The sequence below is a fragment of the Bacillus sp. V26 genome (assembly GCF_034296245.1).
Lineage (GTDB): Bacteria > Bacillota > Bacilli > Bacillales > Bacillaceae > Bacillus > Bacillus halotolerans.
In genome coordinates this window covers 773,219-792,759 of sequence record NZ_JAXKQF010000001.1, presented here as the reverse complement: position 1 = coordinate 792,759, position 19,541 = coordinate 773,219, and the positions used below count along the sequence as shown (strand labels likewise).

General features: G+C 43.5%; 19 protein-coding genes. 2 read left to right on the top strand and 17 right to left on the bottom strand.

Annotated features, from left to right (window positions below):
• Positions 1-8 precede the first annotated feature (8 nt).
• Positions 9-971, bottom strand: a complete 963-nt coding sequence (locus tag UJ203_RS04355) for a DUF2515 domain-containing protein (RefSeq protein WP_322008685.1) — start codon at positions 969-971, stop codon at positions 9-11.
• Between the two features lie 40 nt (positions 972-1,011).
• Here UJ203_RS04355 and recU point away from each other — a divergent pair, with 40 nt between their 5' ends.
• Positions 1,012-1,632, top strand: coding sequence for a Holliday junction resolvase RecU (gene recU, locus UJ203_RS04350; protein ID WP_044155259.1), 621 nt, complete (start codon positions 1,012-1,014; stop codon positions 1,630-1,632).
• Positions 1,633-1,653: 21 nt separating this feature from the next.
• The gene (locus UJ203_RS04345) at positions 1,654-4,401 is read left to right on the top strand and encodes a PBP1A family penicillin-binding protein (protein WP_322008684.1); all 2,748 of its coding nucleotides are present in this window, start codon (positions 1,654-1,656) and stop codon (positions 4,399-4,401) included.
• A gap of 72 nt (positions 4,402-4,473) precedes the next feature.
• On the opposite strand, the gene UJ203_RS04340 is transcribed toward UJ203_RS04345, so the two are convergent.
• The 16 genes from UJ203_RS04340 to mgsA form a co-directional block, all read right to left on the bottom strand.
• The gene (locus UJ203_RS04340) at positions 4,474-4,968 is read right to left on the bottom strand and encodes a YpoC family protein (protein WP_105954966.1); all 495 of its coding nucleotides are present in this window, start codon (positions 4,966-4,968) and stop codon (positions 4,474-4,476) included.
• Positions 4,965-5,624, bottom strand: coding sequence for an endonuclease III (gene nth / locus UJ203_RS04335; protein WP_105954965.1), 660 nt, complete (start codon positions 5,622-5,624; stop codon positions 4,965-4,967). The genes UJ203_RS04340 and nth overlap by 4 nt, the downstream gene beginning before the upstream one ends.
• An 18-nt stretch (positions 5,625-5,642) precedes the next feature.
• On the bottom strand, positions 5,643-6,341 hold the full coding sequence (dnaD, locus tag UJ203_RS04330; RefSeq protein WP_095713168.1) for a DNA replication protein DnaD: 699 nt from the start codon (positions 6,339-6,341) through the stop codon (positions 5,643-5,645).
• A gap of 93 nt (positions 6,342-6,434) precedes the next feature.
• Positions 6,435-7,727, bottom strand: coding sequence for an asparagine--tRNA ligase (gene asnS, locus UJ203_RS04325; RefSeq protein WP_202852563.1), 1,293 nt, complete (start codon positions 7,725-7,727; stop codon positions 6,435-6,437).
• A 140-nt stretch (positions 7,728-7,867) separates the two neighbouring features.
• Positions 7,868-9,049, bottom strand: a complete 1,182-nt coding sequence (gene aspB / locus UJ203_RS04320; protein ID WP_024121838.1) for an aspartate transaminase AspB — start codon at positions 9,047-9,049, stop codon at positions 7,868-7,870.
• A 22-nt stretch (positions 9,050-9,071) separates the two neighbouring features.
• Positions 9,072-9,557 carry a cell wall elongation/penicillin-binding protein regulator TseB gene (tseB, locus tag UJ203_RS04315; RefSeq protein WP_024121839.1) on the bottom strand — a complete coding sequence of 162 codons (486 nt, stop codon included), beginning with the start codon at positions 9,555-9,557 and terminating at the stop codon, positions 9,072-9,074.
• 8 nt (positions 9,558-9,565) lie between these two features.
• Entirely contained in the window at positions 9,566-9,736 is a 171-nt protein-coding gene (locus tag UJ203_RS04310) for a YpmA family protein (RefSeq protein WP_003225588.1), read from the bottom strand.
• Between the two features lie 143 nt (positions 9,737-9,879).
• Complete coding sequence (gene dinG / locus UJ203_RS04305; RefSeq protein WP_322008683.1) at positions 9,880-12,675, bottom strand: ATP-dependent DNA helicase DinG; 2,796 nt, start codon at positions 12,673-12,675, stop codon at positions 9,880-9,882.
• 125 nt (positions 12,676-12,800) lie between these two features.
• Complete coding sequence (gene panD, locus UJ203_RS04300) at positions 12,801-13,184, bottom strand: aspartate 1-decarboxylase (RefSeq protein WP_044156733.1); 384 nt, start codon at positions 13,182-13,184, stop codon at positions 12,801-12,803.
• A gap of 2 nt (positions 13,185-13,186) precedes the next feature.
• Positions 13,187-14,047, bottom strand: coding sequence for a pantoate--beta-alanine ligase (gene panC / locus UJ203_RS04295; protein WP_322008682.1), 861 nt, complete (start codon positions 14,045-14,047; stop codon positions 13,187-13,189).
• A 1-nt stretch (position 14,048) separates the two neighbouring features.
• On the bottom strand, positions 14,049-14,882 hold the full coding sequence (panB, locus tag UJ203_RS04290) for a 3-methyl-2-oxobutanoate hydroxymethyltransferase (protein ID WP_322008681.1): 834 nt from the start codon (positions 14,880-14,882) through the stop codon (positions 14,049-14,051).
• Positions 14,883-15,122: 240 nt separating this feature from the next.
• Positions 15,123-16,106 (bottom strand): biotin--[acetyl-CoA-carboxylase] ligase, encoded by a 984-nt coding sequence (locus UJ203_RS04285; protein WP_059293705.1) that lies wholly within the window; start codon positions 16,104-16,106, stop codon positions 15,123-15,125.
• On the bottom strand, positions 16,091-17,284 hold the full coding sequence (locus UJ203_RS04280; protein WP_322008680.1) for a CCA tRNA nucleotidyltransferase: 1,194 nt from the start codon (positions 17,282-17,284) through the stop codon (positions 16,091-16,093). Before UJ203_RS04280 ends, UJ203_RS04285 begins: the two co-directional genes overlap by 16 nt.
• A 4-nt stretch (positions 17,285-17,288) precedes the next feature.
• Positions 17,289-18,422, bottom strand: a complete 1,134-nt coding sequence (bshA, locus tag UJ203_RS04275) for an N-acetyl-alpha-D-glucosaminyl L-malate synthase BshA (protein ID WP_322008679.1) — start codon at positions 18,420-18,422, stop codon at positions 17,289-17,291.
• On the bottom strand, positions 18,419-19,129 hold the full coding sequence (gene bshB1 / locus UJ203_RS04270; protein WP_322008678.1) for a bacillithiol biosynthesis deacetylase BshB1: 711 nt from the start codon (positions 19,127-19,129) through the stop codon (positions 18,419-18,421). The genes bshA and bshB1 overlap by 4 nt, the downstream gene beginning before the upstream one ends.
• A complete protein-coding gene (mgsA, locus tag UJ203_RS04265) occupies positions 19,122-19,535 on the bottom strand; it encodes a methylglyoxal synthase (RefSeq protein ID WP_322008677.1) in 414 nt (137 codons plus the stop codon). Before mgsA ends, bshB1 begins: the two co-directional genes overlap by 8 nt.
• Positions 19,536-19,541 lie beyond the last annotated feature (6 nt).

Sequence of the window (19,541 nt, the reverse complement as noted above, 5' to 3'; positions counted from 1 at the left end):
TGCTTCTTTTATTTCTTCAGCCAATGCTCCACCGCAAAGAGCGCATGCAGCTGACGTTTTTTGTTTACATACCAGTCAGTCAATTCTATCTGCCGCGGCAATGCCTCCCGCGCAAAGAGGCCTTTCTTTATCTTTCCATGAAACCAATCTGTTTTCTTTCCGTCTAATGAGTGAGTTAATTCAGGGTAGCATGTCCTTAGCATAGGAGATGTCCTTTTTGTGATTCCGATCAATTTTTCCATATCAAAACGGGAGCCTGTATGCGGCACTGTGTGCAAAAAGTCATAAAAAGAGGAAAACAGTTCCGGACTGAACAGCAATTGTGACAGCTGTTTTCCGAGCCTTATCCTTTCTTCGGTTTTAGAAAAACGCTTGGCCGAAATACCGTAAAGAATGCCGTCTGAAGAAGGAAAAATAACGGTGTTGAAATGAAACCAGTCACTTAAATAAAAAGGAATCGTGCCAAAAACGTTCTTTTTGAACGAAGGATTTTGTATAATAGGTGTTTGGATAGTGTTTTGTTCATTTATAATGAGAGCATACATGAGCCGCTCCGTGTTTCGTTCATGCCAAAACCGGATCCACTCTTCTGTCATAAATTGTGATACGCCAAACAATTGCAGATAGTTGAACAGGGGCTTCCCGATTTTTACAGACCAGTGGTACAAAAGAAGCTGCGGATAGGCATCTGAAAAGATGAGCCAATTCGCTCTCTCGTAGGCCAAAAAGAACCACCTTTGCTGTGACTCACGCAGACCAAGCTGAAACAGACTGCCCTTTAAATCAGTCATTGACCAGCCGGCATTGCGTGAAACGAAGGAAGCTAAGAGCGACCATTTAATTTCCGGATGACGGTCATAGAATGCTTTATAAGCATTCGTTCTTGAAATATTATCGGCGTTTTTGACTGCCGTCTGCCGCTCAATCCGGCGAAGAAGCTTTCTGATGGCCTGTTGTTCTTGCACGTTCATTCACTTCCGTCACTAATAGTTTAATAAGGAGGATGAGAAAGTGATTCGGTATCCTAACGGAAAAACGTTTCAGCCGAAACATCCGGTTTCATCCCAAAACAGTCATAAAAGAGCGCCATCTTACAGTAATCGCGGAATGACCCTCGAAGATGACTTAAACGAAACGAATAAGTATTATCTGACAAACCAAATTGCCGTGATACACAAAAAGCCGACACCTGTTCAAATTGTAAATGTCCATTATCCAAAAAGAAGCGCTGCAGTCATAAAAGAAGCCTATTTTAAACAATCATCGACAACAGATTATAACGGAATTTATAAAGGGCGGTACATTGACTTTGAGGCGAAAGAGACAAAAAACAAAACCTCTTTCCCCCTGCAGAATTTCCATGACCATCAAATTGAGCATATGAAGCAGGTAACGGCTCAAGACGGTATTTGTTTTGTTATTATATCCGCTTTCGGCCAGGTTTATTTTTTAGAAGCCGATAGGCTGTTTTATTTCTGGGAAAGAAAAGAAAAAAACGGCAGAAAATCAATTCGAAAAGATGAGTTAGAGGAAGCAGCTTATCCGATTTCTCTTGGATACGCGCCAAGAATTGATTATATTAGTATTATTGAGCAGCTTTATTTTTCGCCATCATCTAGTGCGAAAGGTTGATTAACGAAAGGTTGAGATGTTATGTCAGATCAATTTACGAGTCGTGAAGCTCGACGTAAAGCGAACAGCAAGTCGAATCCTTCACCGAAAAAAGGCAAGAAACGAAAAAAAGGCGGTTTGTTTAAAAAGACGCTATTCACTTTACTCATTCTGTTTATCCTTGGGGTAGTCGGCGGCGCCGTAACATTTGCCGTCATGGTTTCAGATGCGCCATCACTGAACGAAAACAAATTGAAGACGCCTTATTCTTCAACTATTTATGATAAAAATGGAAAAGAAGTCGCAGAAGTCGGTGCCGAAAAGCGAACCTACGTCTCGATAGATGAAATACCTGATGTTGTAAAAGAAGCCTTTATCGCGACAGAGGACGCACGTTTTTACGAACATCACGGGATTGACCCTGTCCGTATCGGAGGTGCCCTTGTCGCCAACTTTAAAGACGGCTTCGGAGCTGAAGGCGGAAGTACGATAACCCAGCAGGTCGTTAAGAACTCCCTTCTGTCCCATCAAAAGACGCTGAAACGGAAGGTACAGGAAGTGTGGCTTTCAATTCAGCTGGAGCGCAATTACTCTAAAGATGAAATTTTAGAAATGTATTTAAACCGGATTTATTTTTCTCCTAGAGCTTACGGAATCGGAAAAGCGGCGGAAGAATTTTTCGGCGTCACTGATTTAAGCAAATTGACTGTGGAACAGGCTGCGACACTTGCGGGTATGCCGCAAAGCCCTACAGCGTACAATCCGGTTAAAAACCCTGATAAAGCGGAAAAAAGACGGAACATTGTACTCAGCCTGATGAAAAAGCAAGGATTTATTTCTGATTCTCAATATACTAAAGCTAAAAAAGTGGCGATGAAAGATGAAGGCGTTGTTTCACAGAAGGAATATGAAAAAACAAATTCAAACAAATACAGCGCGTTTGTCGATGAAGTCATGAAAGAAATAGATGAAAAATCTGATGTCGATCCATCTGCTGACGGATTAAAGATCTATACAACACTGGATACAAAAGCACAAGACACTTTAGATGAATTAATGGATGGGGAGACTGTCGGATTTACTGAAGGAATGCAAGGCGGCGTTTCGCTTCTTGACACAAAAACTGGTGAAGTCCGGGCAATCGGTTCCGGAAGAAACTCAACAGTTGGGGGCTTCAACTATGCCACTCAAGCAAAAACTCAGCCTGGTTCTACCATAAAACCAATCCTAGACTACGGACCAGTTATTGAAAATAAAAAATGGTCCACTTACGAGCAAATTGATGACTCAGCTTATACGTATTCAGATGGAACACCTATCCGCGACTTTGACCGTCGATATAAAGGGCCTATGTCCATGCGGGAAGCACTGGCACAGTCCCGTAATATCCCAGCTTTAAAAGCATTCCAAGCAGTCGGAAAAGACGCTGCAGTGGATTTTGCTAACGGATTGGGACTCGGTTTAAATAAGGAAAAAGTGTATGAATCGTATTCTATCGGAGGATTCGGAGATGACAACCCGGGTGTCTCTTCTCTGACAATGGCAGGAGCATACAGCGCATTTGGAAATAACGGAACGTATAATGAACCGCATTTTGTGAAGTCTATTGAATTTAACGATGGAACAAAGCTTGACTTAACACCGAAATCTAAGTCAGCAATGAGCGATTATACAGCCTTTATGATTACAGATATGCTGAAAACAGCTGTTAAGACAGGTACCGGACAGCTTGCACAAGTACCTGGAGTCGAGGTAGCCGGTAAAACAGGAACAACAAACTTTAATGAAGATACAATACAAAAGTACAATATCGCCCCGGGCGGTGTGCCTGATTCCTGGTTTGTCGGGTATACACCTCAGTACACTGCTGCTGTATGGACAGGTGTAGATTCACAAAACAAGTTAGGGAAAAAATCTTTAAATAAAACGGAACAGCAAGTCGCAAAACGTCTATTTGCACAGCTCATCGCCGACGTCGATGACGGAAGCGGATCATTTGAAAAACCTGATAGCGTAGTGGAAGCGACTGTGGAAAAAGGCTCTAATCCGGCAAAACTGGCAGGGCCGAATACGCCAAGCGATAAAAAGGTCACAGAGTACTTTGTAAAAGGTACATCTCCTTCTACTGTTTCTAAAACATATGAGAAAGAAGAGAAAGAAGAAACAGCAAAACTGTCTGGTTTAAGTGTGAAATATGATAAAGATAATCAATCATTGACATTAAGCTGGAAGTACGACGGAGATGCTACCTTTGCTGTTAAGCAATCTGTTGATGGCGGCAGCTACTCTGAAGTTCAAAACAGCTCTGCAAAAGAAGCAGTCATTTCGGGCGTACAGCCAGGCTCTGTATACAAATTCGAAGTGACAGCCGTCAGTGATGATGGCAAAAGTTCAGCGTCGACATCCTATGAAGTGCCAAAAGCCGAAGAGGATGAAGATAAAGAAGACCAGCAGCAAACGGATGATGAAAATAAAGATGATGAGAAGACTCAGGATGACACACAAACTGATGATTCTCAAACAGATGACAGTCAGACAGATCAAGATCAGACAGATAATTCAACAAACGATCAAGACAAAAAACAAGACAACACGAACACCAACCCGTCTGACAACAGCAACCAAGACCCATCTAACGATAACAGCAACAATAACAATGGCCGCAAAGAAGAGGACGCGTCAGATGGTGACTCAACGGATGATTCATCAGGATCTAATCCAGATAAAAACAAAACAAATACATCTGACAATACACAAACGAATTCATTATCAACTGAAAAAACGAATTAAAGACAAAGCCATCACCCTTTAAAAGGTGGTGGCTTTTTTCTGCACAAAAAAACCTCCTTTTTAGGGGAGGTTTTATCGTTTCATCGCGTGATGCTTATAGAAATGCTTCTTCATTTCTGTAAAAAGTTCATCTAGCTGGATAAAGCAATGGTACTGGGTCGGCTTCAGCAAAATGAACTCCACTCGTTCATCCCAATTAATCGGCTTAGCCGGAAAAGATTTCTTTGTCAGTTCTGACCAATTCAGCGATATCACCCGCTCACCCGCTGTCCAATGAAATGAAGCCAGTAAACATACAATACCTTTAAGCATGTCGTTTTGGTCGCATCTGGACTTTCTTGTTTGAAATACAGGGAGAAGTGATTCTTTTGTTTCTTCCCACACTTGAAATAGATACGGAACGTACTTGCCGCTGTTTTCCCATGGCAATATGTCCTGCGTGGTCTCGCAGAAGTCAAAATACAAAGGATTAATCCTTAATGGTTCCTTGATATCAGAGAAGTCAATGTGTCCTAGACTGCGCAAATATTGCTCATAAGAAGCTAACAATTCATTCGCTGCTGTCATCGTTTCACCAGCCCTTTTTTATCTCTCTTCTGCCCTTCTCTGCACAGAGAAAACAATGGACATTCCGCACAGCGCGGCGATTGTGCCTTACAGTGGTATCTTCCGAAGAATATGAGACGATGATGGGTAACGGACCAATCTTCTTTAGGAACCTTGCGCATCAGTGTCTTTTCGACTTCCAGCACCGAATCCTTCCACCGGCAGATTCCCAGACGCTTGCTGACCCTCTCGACGTGTGTATCCACTGCAATGGCCGGTACGCCAAAGGCAACAGATACGACAACATTGGCGGTCTTCCGGCCAACTCCTGGGAGTTTCACAAGCTCATCACGGTCCTTCGGTACTTCTCCGCCATAATCTTCAATAATCATTTTACTCAGTTTTTGAATATTTTTTGCTTTATTACGGTACAGACCGATTGATTTGATATCCTGCTGAAGCTCTTCCAGAGAAACAGATAAATAGTCTTCCGGCCGTTTATATTTTTGAAATAATGTTTTGGTCACCCTGTTTACAAGTGCATCTGTACATTGCGCAGATAAAGCGACTGCCACCACTAATTCAAAAGGATTGGAATGAACAAGTTCACACTCCGCGTGGGGAAACATGTCGCCTATCTTCTCTAAACAGAATTCAATTTGTTTTAGATTTAACACGATTGTCACCTTTTCACTTTATTGTTCAAGCCAATTGTAAAAAGGAACCTGCCTCTTATACTCTTTTTGCGGTTCATTCTGTTTTGTTTGAACACGCCGGAATTTTTGGCTGTGGATTTTGGCCTGTTCCACTGTTTTCAGCCCGTTTTTCTTCCATTCAAACAAAATCCGGTCAATGTAGCGGAAGCTGAGTTTTCCTGATAATACAGCCTCTTTTAAAGCGTGTTTAATCAGCTGTGCATCATGCTGATCCTGATCCTGCCAAATGGCCAGCGTTTCACACTCCAAAGGAGATAACGGTCTTGCAAACTCTTCTTCAAAAATCGTATAAAGGCTTCTTTGTTCCCCTTCTGCTTTTCTTTCTTGTGTTTGATTCTGTGCAAGCTCTATATACTCATAGAGCTTGCCCCATAAAGGCTGGAGTGAATATTTCTCAAACTTGATGCCGTTTTGGTCTTCGCCTTCCTCAATAAACAGAAATCCCTTTTGGATAAACATACGCAATCTGTTTGTGCATTCTTCAACAGAAATCGTCATGCCTTCCTGCAGTTCATGCGGTGTAGGAAAATAAGATCCCTTTTCTAAATGCATTTTGATTTTCAACAGCAGAATCAGTTCTGTTTCGTTAAGTCCAAGCTGTTTATAATGGGTCAGCAGAAGATTGGGGATCGTCGACATCCCCATCTCCTGCATATCAATAAATTGCTGTTTTTTCATCGTTACACCTCTTACTGTAAAGGATAGTGTTTTCCCCTTTACTGTAAAAAGTCTCCCTTGCAGGAGACTCTTTTTTTGTTTCATTAAAATGTATTACGGATACAGACGGTTCAACAGTCTTGGGAACGGAATTGTTTCACGTACGTGAGGCGCTCCGCTGATCCAAGCTACTGTACGCTCTAATCCAAGGCCGAATCCGGAATGTGGAACTGATCCATATTTTCTAAGTTCAGCATACCATTTATATGCGTCAGAATCCAGTCCATGTTCTTTAAGACGCGCTTCCAAAAGTTCCATATCGTGAATCCGTTCAGAACCGCCGATGATTTCTCCGTAGCCTTCAGGCGCGATCAGATCTGCGCAAAGCACTACATCTTCGCGGTCAGATGCCGGCTGCATATAGAACGGTTTTAAGGACGTCGGATAGCGAGTGATGAAAACCGGTTTGTCATAGTGCTCGGCAATCGCTGTTTCATGAGGCGCTCCAAAATCGTCTCCCCACTCGATATCGTCAAAGCCTTTTTCTTTCAGAAAATCAACCGCTTCGTCATACGTAATTCTTGGGAACGGCGCTTTGATTTGCTCAAGTTTTGACGTGTCTCTTCCTAGTGTGTTTAATTCAATTTTGCAGTTCTTAAGAACCGATTGCACGATGAAAGAAACGTAATTTTCCTGTACTTGAAGGTTCTCTTCAAATTCTACAAACGCCATTTCCGGTTCGATCATCCAGAATTCGATTAAGTGACGTTTTGTTTTAGATTTCTCTGCTCTGAACGTCGGTCCGAAGGAGAATACTTTTCCTAATGCCATCGCCGCAGCTTCCATGTACAGCTGTCCGCTTTGAGAAAGGTAAGCATCTTCATCGAAGTATTTTGTCGCAAAGAGCTCAGTTGTTCCTTCAGGCGCACTTCCAGTCAAAATCGGCGGATCTACTTTTACGAAGCCTTCGTTATTAAAGAATTCGTAAGTCGCGCGAATGATTTCATTACGGATTTTCATGATCGCATGCTGACGCTTTGAACGAAGCCATAAGTGTCTGTGATCCATCAAAAATTCCGTACCGTGTTCTTTTGGCGTAATTGGATAATCAGTCGCTTCGTGAATGACTTCAATATCTGTCACAGCTAATTCATAACCAAGCGGAGAACGCTCGTCCTCTTTGACAATTCCTTTTATATAGAGTGACGTTTCCTGCGTCACAGATTTAGCCGTTTGGAAAATGCTTTCTTCAACCTCCGCTTTTACAACGACACCTTGAATAAAACCTGTACCGTCTCTCAGCTGTAAAAACGCGATTTTCCCGCTTGAACGCTTATTAGCGACCCAAGCTCCGATCGTTACTTCCTCACCTACGTGCTTGTACACTTGGTTGATTGTTGTTTTCAAAATATTTCCCTCCAAAACAAGAAGACATTCGGAAGCTTTTGCCCCGCGAACTCTTTTATCATCACTTTATTATACCCGGTCTTAACTGACAGGGTCAATGCAGATAAAAAGCGGCTTTTTGTCAGCCGCTTTCTGATCCGTTAGCTATGTTTTTCTACAAAACGTTTGATTCGTTCCACCGCTTTTTCTAGAAGGTCTAATGATGTCGCGTAGGACAACCGGACATTATCAGGAGAGCCGAATCCGGAACCTGGAACAATCGCGACTTTTTCTTCTTCAAGAAGCGCCTTGACAAATTCATCTACATCTTTGAAACCGCAAGTTTGAGCTGCTTTTTTTGCATTCGGAAATAAGTAAAAAGCACCTTCCGGCTTCACGCAGCTGAAGCCCGGGATTTCAACGAGCTGATCATAAATCGTGTTTAATCTATGCTCAAATGCTTTTCTCATCTCCTCCATTGGCTCAGAAGGTCCGTTGTATGCGGCAATCGCTCCGTATTGTGCGATAGATGTCGGATTTGACGTGCTGTGGCTTGCAAGGTTTGTCATCGCTTTGATGATCTCTTCTGCTCCAGCCGCATAACCGATTCTCCAGCCTGTCATGCTGTGTGATTTTGATACGCCGTTGATGACGATCGTTTGCTCTTTCAAACGGTCAGACAGCTGTGCGATGGAAACATGTTTTTTTCCGCCGTATGTAAGTTTTTCATAAATTTCGTCAGATACTATCAGGATATCATGATCAAGGCACACTTCGCCAAGCGCGGCCAGCTCTTCTTCCGTATACATAACGCCAGTCGGATTGCTTGGTGAATTAATAACGATTGCTTTTGTTTTTTCTGTAATCGCTTTTTTCAGCTGCTCAGGAGAAATTTTAAAGTGATTTTCCTCAAGCCCTTCCACATAAACAGGCTGACCGCCAGCGAGTTTCACCTGTTCCGGATAGCTTACCCAGTACGGCGTTGGGATAATCACTTCGTCTCCTTCATCCAAAATCACTTGGAAAAGGGTATACAGTGCATGTTTGGCACCAGTACAGACAATCAATTGAGACGGTTTGTATTCAATATTCTGGTCACGTTTAAATTTCTCTGCAATGCTGTTCTTTAATTCAGCCAAACCGCCTGAAGGCGTATATTTCGTATGTCCTTCGTTCATTGAGCGTACAGCTGCATCAATAATGTGCTGCGGTGTATTGAAGTCGGGTTCGCCCGCTCCAAGGCCGATGACATCATGGCCTGCCGCTTTCAATTCTTTCGCTTTCGCTGTAATGGCCAGTGTGGTAGACGGTGTTAATGCGGATACTCTTTTTGCCAGTTTCAACTTGAACTCCCCCTAATTCGTCTTAAGGCGTGATATTTTTGAGAATCTTTCCAGTTGTAAAGTCCACATAACTTAAACTGTATTGCCCTTCTTTGTCTAAGTACGTTACTTCCCAAAGCAGGACGTTCCCTTCTCTTGCCAGGTGAACCTCTTTTTGCTTTGAAACCAGCCCTTCATCTTGTATGATTTTCGCCGCTTTGTCCTCGGTGATTCCCTCTTTTGCTTCTTTTGAGAGAATTTTTGCTTTTTTATCTTCAGGAACCCATACATATAATTTGATGCCTTTTTTGTCGGTTCCCTTTACGATATAATACTTTTCTTTTCCGACAAATGTTTCGACTTGATCAACGCTGGTGAGGTCGGTTTCTTTTTTCGCTTCAGCAGCTGCTGCTTCGTGCCCCTTTTCCTTTTGTGCCATGGCTGATTTATAAATGTTTGCCGAGACAAGAAGTACTGCTAAAAAAATAATACCAAATATGGCGGTAAATATTAATGCTTTTTTTCTCATCTTCTCACCTACGTACGATAAATGGTAAAAACGGCTTGGTTTTTGTTTTCTTCATCAAGCGCAAGACCGAACATCAGATTATCTCTTTTCAGTGTCCGATTCAGCGTGTCTACAATTTTATAAAGGTCATCCGAATGCTCTACATTAATTGTTGAAAGAATTTCGATTTTGCTTTCCATTTTTTCATCCTCCAAATTGAACAAATATTGTTAGTCATACTCCTTTTCAGGACGCGCCATACTAGTACCACAGAGCGGAAAAACCCGCTTTTACAAATAAAACACGTCCTACTCCCACACCGGAAAGCCGCTTTATGCGGCTTTTATTCACTTTTTCCGGCAACATAAGCTTCAATCTCACTGTCAGTCACTTCAGATATTGCGGACGTCGGCAGAGCGTCAAGAAACAGGCGCCCGTAACCAGCGGTTTTGACCCGTCTGTCTAATATGACAATCGTTCCTTTGTCTCCGGCTGTCCGGAGCAAGCGCCCAATTCCTTGTCTGAATGTCAGCACCGCTTCCGGCAGTGAGACCGTTTGAAACGGATTGCGCCCTTTTTTCCTCGCCAGCTCACATTTTGCAGCATGCAGCGGATGATCCGGAGCCCGGAAAGGAAGTCTCACGATGATCACTGTCGTCAGCTCATCGCCAGGGAAATCAACGCCTTCCCAAAAATGATTCGTTCCAAGCAAAATGGCCTGATTGGCTGTTTTGAACGTTTTCATCAGTTTTCCGGGACTGCCGCCGGTTATGCCCTGAGCCAAAAGCTGAATGCCTGAAACACTCATGGCGAGCTTGAGTTCCTGATGCACTTTTTTCAGCATGTCATGAGACGTAAACAGCACAAGGATTTTCGGCTGTTTTTCTTTTGCCATCAGTTCGATATAATGTGCGGTATCCTGTATAAATTCAGTCTGCCCCGTATCTTGGATCGATTTTATTTCTTTTGGAATCATTACCTGCATCCGCTCATCATAAGAAAAAGGCGACGCGATCCTCATTGTGCGGGGGAAAAAGTCGCTTAACCCCAAACGCTCAATGATAAATTGAAACGAATTTTCTATCGTTAGGGTTGCAGATGTAAGAACGACACTGTTTTTCCGGGCAAAAAACTGATCAGCAAGAAGCTCGCCCGGTTCCAGCGGCTGCGCATATATAGCTACTGCATTCTTCGCACCTTTAGCATCTATCTCAATCCAAACCGCTTCATTGTCATCTGAGCCAAAGAACAGCTGATTTAGAGTCTGGCAGTACTCCCCCAAATCATTCATGCTTCTATTATATTCATCGGCCAAAAAAGCATTTTTGCTTTTCATAACCGTCAGATGTTCTTCCATCAGAGCCGTCTGGGTCTCAAAAAGCTGCTGCAAATGCGCCAGCATAGAACAAAGCCTTTCCGCTCCATCTGTTAAAATAGGCCATCCTTTATCGTGACTTTTTTTGTTCACGTTAAAGACAAGACGGTTTAAGTCTTCTTTAGGTTTTCTTCGTTTGACAAAAGAATGCACAGAGCTGAAAAACGCATCACTTTCCGCCTGAATATGCTGAATCCACTCCTCCACTTCGAAAAATGAATCCACCGGCAGGCTGTGGCGCTGAAAAAGCTGTCTCATTTTTTTCAGAAGCCCCTGCTCTTTCAGCGTTCCGATTCTGCTCAATTTTGTATGCAGTTCTATGTAAGTTGCTCTTTTTCCTAAATGTTCGCTTGCAGCACGTTCAAAATGGTGTGCTTCATCAATTACAAAAGTCCCGCTATCCGGGAGTCTTTTTTTCCGGCTTGCCTCATCGGTTAGCAGAAGAGAATGATTCGTAATCACCAGATCAGACCGCATGGCACTTTGTTTGGCTCGTTCATAAAAACCAATCACTTGATCCCTCTGATTTCGTTTATAAGAATGATCATCATATGCCAATCTGTCCCACAGCAGTTTTCCGCCTGACGGCAAATTCAGTTCTGCTACATCTCCCGTGTTTGTCTCTGTCAGCCAAACAAGAAGCTGGGCTTTTGTCAAAACGGCATCATAGTTATCGTCTTCCTCATGAAGCACCTGCTCAAACTTATAAAGGCACAGATAATGCGTTAGCCCTTTTAAAATAGCCGCAGTCACCGAAAAAGGGAACATATCTTTGATGATCGGCAAATCCTTCGTCAAAATCTGCTGCTGAAGAAGGGTTGAATACGTGCTGATGACGACCGGTTTTTTTGATTTTTTAGCAAAAAGCGCAGCCGGAATCAGGTAGCCGATCGTTTTTCCGATTCCCGGAGCAGCTTCAATCAGCGCGTGTTCACGATTGGCAAAGGCCTCAGCCACTTCTTTCATCATCAGCATTTGGCCTTCTCTTTTTTCGTACTGGGGCATGAACTCAGAGAGCGCTTTTTCATTTCCTGCTGCCCAATTTTCTATCTCAAATAGAAATTCTTCATCTTCTTTGAGACGGTCAACCACAGGCTCAGGTTCTCTGACAGAAAAAGATGAAAAACGCGTAAAGCCTGGCATATCTGTATGTCTGTTTTCATAAATGAACATATCTAACAAATGCGTCAGATCACTGATAAAATGCTGTGACAGCCTTCTTAACTGCTTTAATGTCGGGTAAGGAAGCCGCCTTAGCTTTTCAAGAATTTCCAAAAAAATAAGTCCTGTGACTTCAGCGTCGCTGTCAGCTCGATGCGGCTGATCATGCCGCAGCTGAAGCTCTTCGCTTAATTCAGTCAGCTTATATCCCTCAAATCCCGGAAATGTGATACGGGAGAGCTCAACAGTATCCAGCACTTCACAATCTGGGAGCTGGACACCCGCTTTATGTAACTCATGCTTCACAAACCCAAGGTCAAAATGGATATTGTGGGCGACAAAGTAAGCGCCGTCAAGCAAATGAAACACTTCTTCAGCCACTGCTTCAAACGGCGGCTGATTTTCTACCATTTGATTCGTGATTCCCGTAAGCTGTTCAATAAAAACCGGAATGGATTTATTTGGATTAATATATTTTGAAAACCGCTCAGTAATTTGTCCATTTTCAATTACAACCGCTGCAATTTGAATGATTTTATCGCCCTTTTTTGGCGAATTCCCTGTTGTTTCTACATCTATAACAACGAACCGTTGCTTTTTCATTAAAATGGACACCTCAATTCTTGCATACGACAAAAGTGTAACACGTTTTGTACGGAAATGGAGCGGCAAAACCGTTTTACGCTGAAAATCTTAAACGAAAACCCCCGATAAAGGGGGCGGTATATCTACAAAATGGTGCTGGCAGGTTCTTGTCCAAGCATTTGTTCAATTTTGTTTTGGTCATTCAAAACGGCAACTTTCGGCTGATGGTTTGCCGCTTCTTGATCAGACATCATTTTGTAGGAAATAATAATAACCTTATCGCCTTCCTGTACAAGGCGTGCGGCAGCTCCGTTTAAACAGATGACTCCGCTTCCGCGCTGACCGGGAATAATGTACGTTTCCAGGCGTGCTCCATTGTTATTATTCACAATTTGCACTTTTTCATTAGGAAGCATTCCTACCGCATCAATAAGATCTTCATCAATTGTAATGCTGCCCACATAGTTAAGATTTGCTTCTGTAACTGTTGCCCTATGAAGCTTTCCGCTCATCATCGTGCGATACATCATTATATTCTCTCCATTTCTCGAATATCAATAATGATATTGTCTATTAATCGCGCTTTTGAAAATGCAACTGCTACAGCCAGAATAATCTTTCCTTCGAGCTTGTTTACAGGCTCAAGTTCCGGATAAGAATATAGCTCAACATAATCAATTCTGCCGCTTGTCGTTTCAATGATGTCTTTTGCAGCATTGATGACCGCTTCAGGATTTCTCTCACCTGCTCTGATCAGTTCGGCACTCGTCTGAAGGGCTTGGTAAAGCTTAGGCGCTTCTCTTCTTTCCTCAGGCGTTAAATACACATTCCGGGAGCTTTTGGCTAACCCGTCTTCCTCTCTGACCGTATCTACAGCAACCAGTTCAATATCCATGAAGAAATCACTGATTAAACCATCAACAACTGCCACCTGCTGCGCATCCTTTAAACCAAAATAAGCGCGTGTCGGTTTAACAAGATTGAACAGCTTCGTCAGCACGATGGCAACTCCGTCAAAGTGTCCTTCTCTTGAACGCCCGCATAAAACCTCTGTACGTCTCTCAACATGTATCGTTACATTTTTTTCACCGGGATACATGTCACGGGCATCAGGAGTGAAAAGAATATCAACGCCGGCATTTTCCGCAAGAGCGGCATCACGTTCGAGATCGCGCGGATACGCTTCAAAATCCTCCCCGGGACCGAATTGCGTCGGATTTACAAAAATACTCATAACGACGGCGTCATTTTCTTGTCTGGCTTTGTCTGCCAAGGTTAAATGCCCTTCATGAAGAAATCCCATCGTCGGAACAAATCCGATTGTTTTGCCTTCTGCCTGATATTGTGTAATGATTTCTTTCAGCTGTGAGATATCTGTAATCTGCTTCATCTTATTTTCCTCCGTACAAGCCTTCCAGGACTGCCTGATTCATCTGAAAGGAATGCTGTTGTTCAGGGAAAGCACGATGTCTTACATCATGGACATATCCACTGATTGCTGTTTCTATCGTGCCGTCAATTTGCGTATATTGTTTCACAAATTTAGGTGTTCTAACAACACCATGGCCGATAACATCGTGATAAACAAGAACCTGTCCGTCCGCTTTTACACCAGCTCCGATTCCGATGACAGGAATGGATAATGTTTCTGCGATTTTTGCCGTGAGTTCTGCAGGCACACATTCAAGCACAAGCATCATGGCTCCCGCTTCCTCACATTTTATACTGTCTTCTATTAATTTCTTGGCGCTTTGTTCATCTTTGCCCTGTACTTTATATCCGCCTAATACACCGACTGATTGCGGTGTAAGCCCTAAATGACTGACAACAGGAATGCCACCGAGCGTCAAGGCGCGGATGGATTCAAACACTCCCTCACCGCCTTCCAGCTTCAGCGCGTCGGCTCCGCTTTCCTGCACGATAGCTGCGGCATTTTTCAGCGTATCCTCTTTAGACAAGTGATAGGACATAAACGGCATGTCGGTTACGATAAAAGTATTTGGCGCACCTCTTTTGACCGCTTTCGTATGATGGATCATATCCGCAACTGTCACGCCGACAGTTGAATCAAGACCTAGCACGACCATTCCTAGTGAATCGCCGACTAAAATCATATCCACTCCCGCTTGTTCAGCAAGCTTGGCTGCCGGATAATCGTATGCCGTCAGCATGACAATCGGTTCTTCCTTCTCTTTCATTTTTAAGAAATCAAGTTTTGTTTTCACTTTTTCTCCTCCTCATTTTTAGAGGAGATGAGCTGCCGTTTCTTATACAAGCCAAAAAACCTTCCGCTACACGAGAAGGATTCTTCACTTTCTAAAGTTCGGCGAGTTTCATCCCTCTGTCCCAGTCCTTTTTGGATCAAGGCAGACTGCTGCTATGTCTATCTATTTTTTATGAATAGGTGCAGTTCGCAGGCGATACTGCCCAATGGAAGTATATCAAAATCAACAGGCTTGTACCAACTACAATGAACCCATTTCGATATCTGCCGAATAGATTTTTTTTATGCCTTCCTTTGTTTCTAAAAGAAGAACACCCTCTTCGTCTATTCCTAAAGCTTTCCCATAAAATGTTCCGTTTAGCGTTCTTGCTCTTAATTCACTGCCGATTCCAAGCGCATAGCTTTCCCACAGAAGTTTAATCGGCGTGAAACCATGCGCTAAATAATCGCGGTACCGTTTTTCAAAAGAAAGCAAAATATGCTGCATGACGCTGGCCCGATCTATCTTTTCACCGGCTGCCTGACTAAGGCTCGTTGCGGTTTCCTTTAGCTCCTCGGGAAAATCATCGGCCTCTTGATTAACGTTTATGCCTGTTCCGATAATGACTGAACGGACGCGGTCTTCTTCCGCCTGCATTTCAGTTAAGATGCCGACTGCTTTTTTTCCGTGAATTAATATGTCATTAGGCCATTTAATATCCGTTTGGAGACCTGTTGCCTCCTCTATTCCTTGCACAACAGCTACCGCAGCAAGAAGCGTAAGCTGAGGTGTTTTTTGAAGCGGAATGTCTGGACGCAAAATCAGGCTCATCCAGATGCCTGTTCCTTCTTGAGAATGCCACACCCTTGACATACGCCCTCTGCCGGCTGTTTGTTTATCCGCGACAACGAGAGTGCCTTCCGGCGCGTTATCATTAGCAAGCTCATGAGCCTTTTTTTGAGTGGATGAAAGGACGTCATGATAAAAAAGATGCTGGCCCATCACTTCTGTTTTCAGCCCAAACCGTATTTCACTTTCACTGAGTTTTCCAGGCTTTTTGATAAGCCGATACCCTTTTCTTCTGACAGCTTCTACTTCATAGCCTTCTTTGCGAAGCTCCTCAATATGCTTCCATACAGCTGTTCTCGAGCATCCGAGAGCATCACTGATTTTTTGGCCGGAAATAAACTCGCTTCCGGCCTGAGAAAATAATTCAATAAGATCATTTCTTAAGGTTGATCGCATGTCTTCAGCCACTCCTCTATGTGTTCCTTCTGATTGGAGAGCTTTCCCGTTACAACAGCCTGCTCTATCCGCTGTAATTCTTCAGACACCCATTTTCCAGCGGGCTGGTTTCGCAGTGCAAGTAAATCCCGACCTGTGATGGCAAGATCCTTTAGACTTTTGATGGGCAGGCTTTGATAAGCTTCTCTGACTTCCTTCAGTCTCTCACCGTTCAGCTGCTTGGTTTGCCGGAGCATTGATATTTTGACCGCGGATAAAAGCGCTTTTTCACCAGCCTTGTACATGGACATAGCGTCAAGACTCTGGCCAAACGTATCGGCAATGTGAGCGGCTTCCTTCATCACTTTTCCAGGGAGCTTCCAAGCTTTCAGGAAAAGCATCGCTTCTTTCAAGTCTATCTGAAGATCAATTAAAAGCGCTGCCCAAAGCTCCTCACGAGAAGCGAGAAGAGAAAACGGAAACTCACTCGCCGTCAGCAGGTTCTCTCGTTTGTGATAAAAACCGGGCAGTTCTTCATAAAGCCCCGTATGTACAAGCATTTGAATGGCCTCTTGGGACGCTTTTCCCAGTAAAAGCTTCTCGAACTCTATTGTTTTCCGTTCGACTGATACATGAGACAGAAGTGTTTTCTCTTTTATGATCGCTTCTTCTGTTTCTTTCGAAAGCGTAAATCCGAGCTGGCTCATAAATCGCACCGCTCTCAGCATGCGAAGCGAATCCTCCTGAAAGCGGTCCTCCGGTTTTCCAACCGTTCGAATCAGCTGCTTATCAATGTCTTTCTTGCCGTCAAAATAATCAAGAACTTGGCCGTCAGCTGTCATGGCCATCGCATTAATCGTCAAATCCCTGCGTTTCAAATCCTCTTCTAACGAGGTGATAAAGTGCACTTCTGACGGTCTTCTGTAATCTTCATAATCTGATTCAGTCCGGAATGTAGTGACTTCATAGGTATCATTTTCCCAGAGCACAATAATGGTCCCGTGTTCTTTGCCGACATCAACTGTCCGCTTAAAAAGCCGTTCTACTTGGTCCGGTGCCGCATCTGTCGCAATATCGACATCTCCAATTGTTCGTTTCATATAGCTGTCACGAACTGCGCCTCCGACAAAGTAAGCTTGGTGACCTGCTTCAATTAATGTGCGGAGCACGGGAAGTGCTTTAATAAAAACTTGTTCCATGTCATCACTCCGGTTCTGCTAAATCGGCATATATCTGTTCATACTGGCTGACAATCTTTTGTGACGAAAAATCATTATTGAGCATTTCCATGGCCGCTTCGGTAAACCGCTTGCTCAGCTGTTCGTCTTCTAAAATGCGAACCGCTTTGGCTGAAGCGGCTTCGACATCGCCGACATCCACCAAAAACCCGCTCACATTGTTTTTTATTACTTCAGGGATACCGCCAATATTCGTTCCGATGCAAGGTACTCCGCATGCCATCGCTTCAAGCAGGACAAGGCCGAAACTTTCTTTTTCAGACAGCAGCAGCTTCAAATCACTGATAGAGTAAAGCTCCTCGACACGGTCTTGATTTCCAAGCATCAGCACTTGTTTTTCCAGCCCATATTTTCTGACAAGCTCACAGGCCACTGATTTCTCAGGACCGTCTCCGACTAAGAGCAGTTTTGCTTTTGTTTTGCCGGCTATATTGCGAAACACCTGGATGACATCCTGCACACGTTTGACCTTTCTGAAGTTGGACACATGGATCACGACTTTTTCATCCGGCAGTATGCCGTGTTTCTCTTTAATGGCCGCTGTGTTTTTCTTAAGGTATACACGTTCATCTATGAAATTATAAATCGTTTCTATTTTTTTCTCCGGCTTAATTAAATCGTACGTTTCAGCAGCAAGGGCTGATGAGACCGCTGTCACCCTGTCTGAAGCCTCTATCGCAAAACGGATAAGATCTTTTAAGGATGGATCGTAGCCTAATACTGTAATATCCGTTCCATGCAAAGTTGTTACGATGCCGATATTCCGTTTCAGCATCTGCTTTGCGAGATAAGCACAAACGGCATGCGGCAGAGCGTAGTGAGCATGGATAATGTCTAAATTCTCCCGTTCCGCCACCTCAGCAATTTTGCTTGCCAATGTTAAATCATACGGCGGATATTTAAAAACGGCATATTGGTTAACTTCAACTTCATGAAAGTGAATATTAGGATGGTATGTATTTAATCTGAACGGGATGCTCGATGTTATAAAATGGATTTCATGACCCTTTTCAGCAAGCTGTTTCCCGAGTTCTGTCGCAATGATACCTGAGCCGCCGACGCTCGGATAGCATGTAATGCCTATTTTTAACTTTTTCATTGTTCGCCCCCAAGCACATCATGATCCAGCATCAGCATCCGATTGGAAAAGAAACCCTCGGCGTACCCTACACCCGCTTCTTTGCCGTACAGCTTTTCTCTTGCTTCAATAATCTCGATATAACCGTTCGTCAATGGTGTTGAAACAGAATTCTGTGACGGTACAAACTGGCTTTTGTAGGCATTGAGGCTTTTCTTTTTATCCTCTATTGTATCCGAGATATCAATAACAAAATCAGGCTGATGAAAACCATTTATCATATAATAGTAGACCTTACTTACTTTATGCGCAGGCAGGCTGTTTTCATCTTTATATTTATGAATTCCTGCTGAAAAGATCGCTTCTTCTACAAGTGCGGCAGCATTGCCGTGATCCGGATGACGATCCTTTTTATATGGCATAAACACCGATTTCGGCCGGCAGGTTCTAATGACTGTGACAATCGCCCGAATCGCCTCATCACTCATCATCAGCCCGCGGTCAGGGAGCGTCAGCTGAATTCTTTTGTCCACACCTAATATACGGGCTGCTTTGGCCGCTTCTTCTTTTCGCAAACTGACTGTTCCGTTTGAAGATAACTCCGCTTCAGTCAAATCGCATATCACAGCTTTTTTTCCCTGTTTGACAAGCTTTGCTATTGTGCCGCCCATACCGATCTCGACATCATCACTATGGGCGCCAAAAGCAAGAACGTCAGCATTATACATGAGGTTCTTCTCCCCGAAGAAGATTGCGGAATTCAAAAACGCCTTCATCAAGTGTGCGAACAAGAATTTCTGCAGTTCCCATATTGGTGGCAAGCGGAATCGAATAAACATCACATAAGCGAATTAATGCCGAGACATCCGGTTCATGCGGCTGTGCGGTCAGCGGGTCGCGCAAAAAGATAACTAGGTCAAGTGCGTTAGCGGCAATTAACGCGCCGATTTGCTGGTCTCCGCCTAAAGGGCCGGATTGAAAACGCTGAATTTTAAGGCCGGTTGCCTCTTGAATTTTCAATCCCGTTGTTCCCGTTGCATATAGATCATGATGACTTAAAATCTCTTGATAAGCGGTTGTAAATTGGATCATATCCTGTTTCTTCTTGTCATGCGCGATCAAAGCAATTTTCATCATTTA

Excerpts from the sequence above, each read along its gene's own strand:
- UJ203_RS04355 (WP_322008685.1), bottom strand. The coding sequence starts at position 971 with ATGAACGTGCAAGAACAACAGGCCATCAGAAAGCTTCTTCGCCGGATT.
- UJ203_RS04345 (WP_322008684.1), top strand. The coding sequence starts at position 1,654 with ATGTCAGATCAATTTACGAGTCGTGAAGCTCGACGTAAAGCGAACAGC.
- UJ203_RS04340 (WP_105954966.1), bottom strand. The coding sequence starts at position 4,968 with ATGACAGCAGCGAATGAATTGTTAGCTTCTTATGAGCAATATTTGCGC.
- dnaD (WP_095713168.1), bottom strand. The coding sequence starts at position 6,341 with ATGAAAAAACAGCAATTTATTGATATGCAGGAGATGGGGATGTCGACG.
- tseB (WP_024121839.1), bottom strand. The coding sequence starts at position 9,557 with ATGAGAAAAAAAGCATTAATATTTACCGCCATATTTGGTATTATTTTT.
- UJ203_RS04310 (WP_003225588.1), bottom strand. The coding sequence starts at position 9,736 with ATGGAAAGCAAAATCGAAATTCTTTCAACAATTAATGTAGAGCATTCG.
- dinG (WP_322008683.1), bottom strand. The coding sequence starts at position 12,675 with ATGAAAAAGCAACGGTTCGTTGTTATAGATGTAGAAACAACAGGGAAT.
- panD (WP_044156733.1), bottom strand. The coding sequence starts at position 13,184 with ATGTATCGCACGATGATGAGCGGAAAGCTTCATAGGGCAACAGTTACA.
- panC (WP_322008682.1), bottom strand. The coding sequence starts at position 14,047 with ATGAAGCAGATTACAGATATCTCACAGCTGAAAGAAATCATTACACAA.
- UJ203_RS04285 (WP_059293705.1), bottom strand. The coding sequence starts at position 16,106 with ATGCGATCAACCTTAAGAAATGATCTTATTGAATTATTTTCTCAGGCC.
- UJ203_RS04280 (WP_322008680.1), bottom strand. The coding sequence starts at position 17,284 with ATGGAACAAGTTTTTATTAAAGCACTTCCCGTGCTCCGCACATTAATT.
- bshA (WP_322008679.1), bottom strand. The coding sequence starts at position 18,422 with ATGAAAAAGTTAAAAATAGGCATTACATGCTATCCGAGCGTCGGCGGC.
- bshB1 (WP_322008678.1), bottom strand. The coding sequence starts at position 19,129 with ATGTATAATGCTGACGTTCTTGCTTTTGGCGCCCATAGTGATGATGTC.
- mgsA (WP_322008677.1), bottom strand. The coding sequence starts at position 19,535 with ATGAAAATTGCTTTGATCGCGCATGACAAGAAGAAACAGGATATGATC.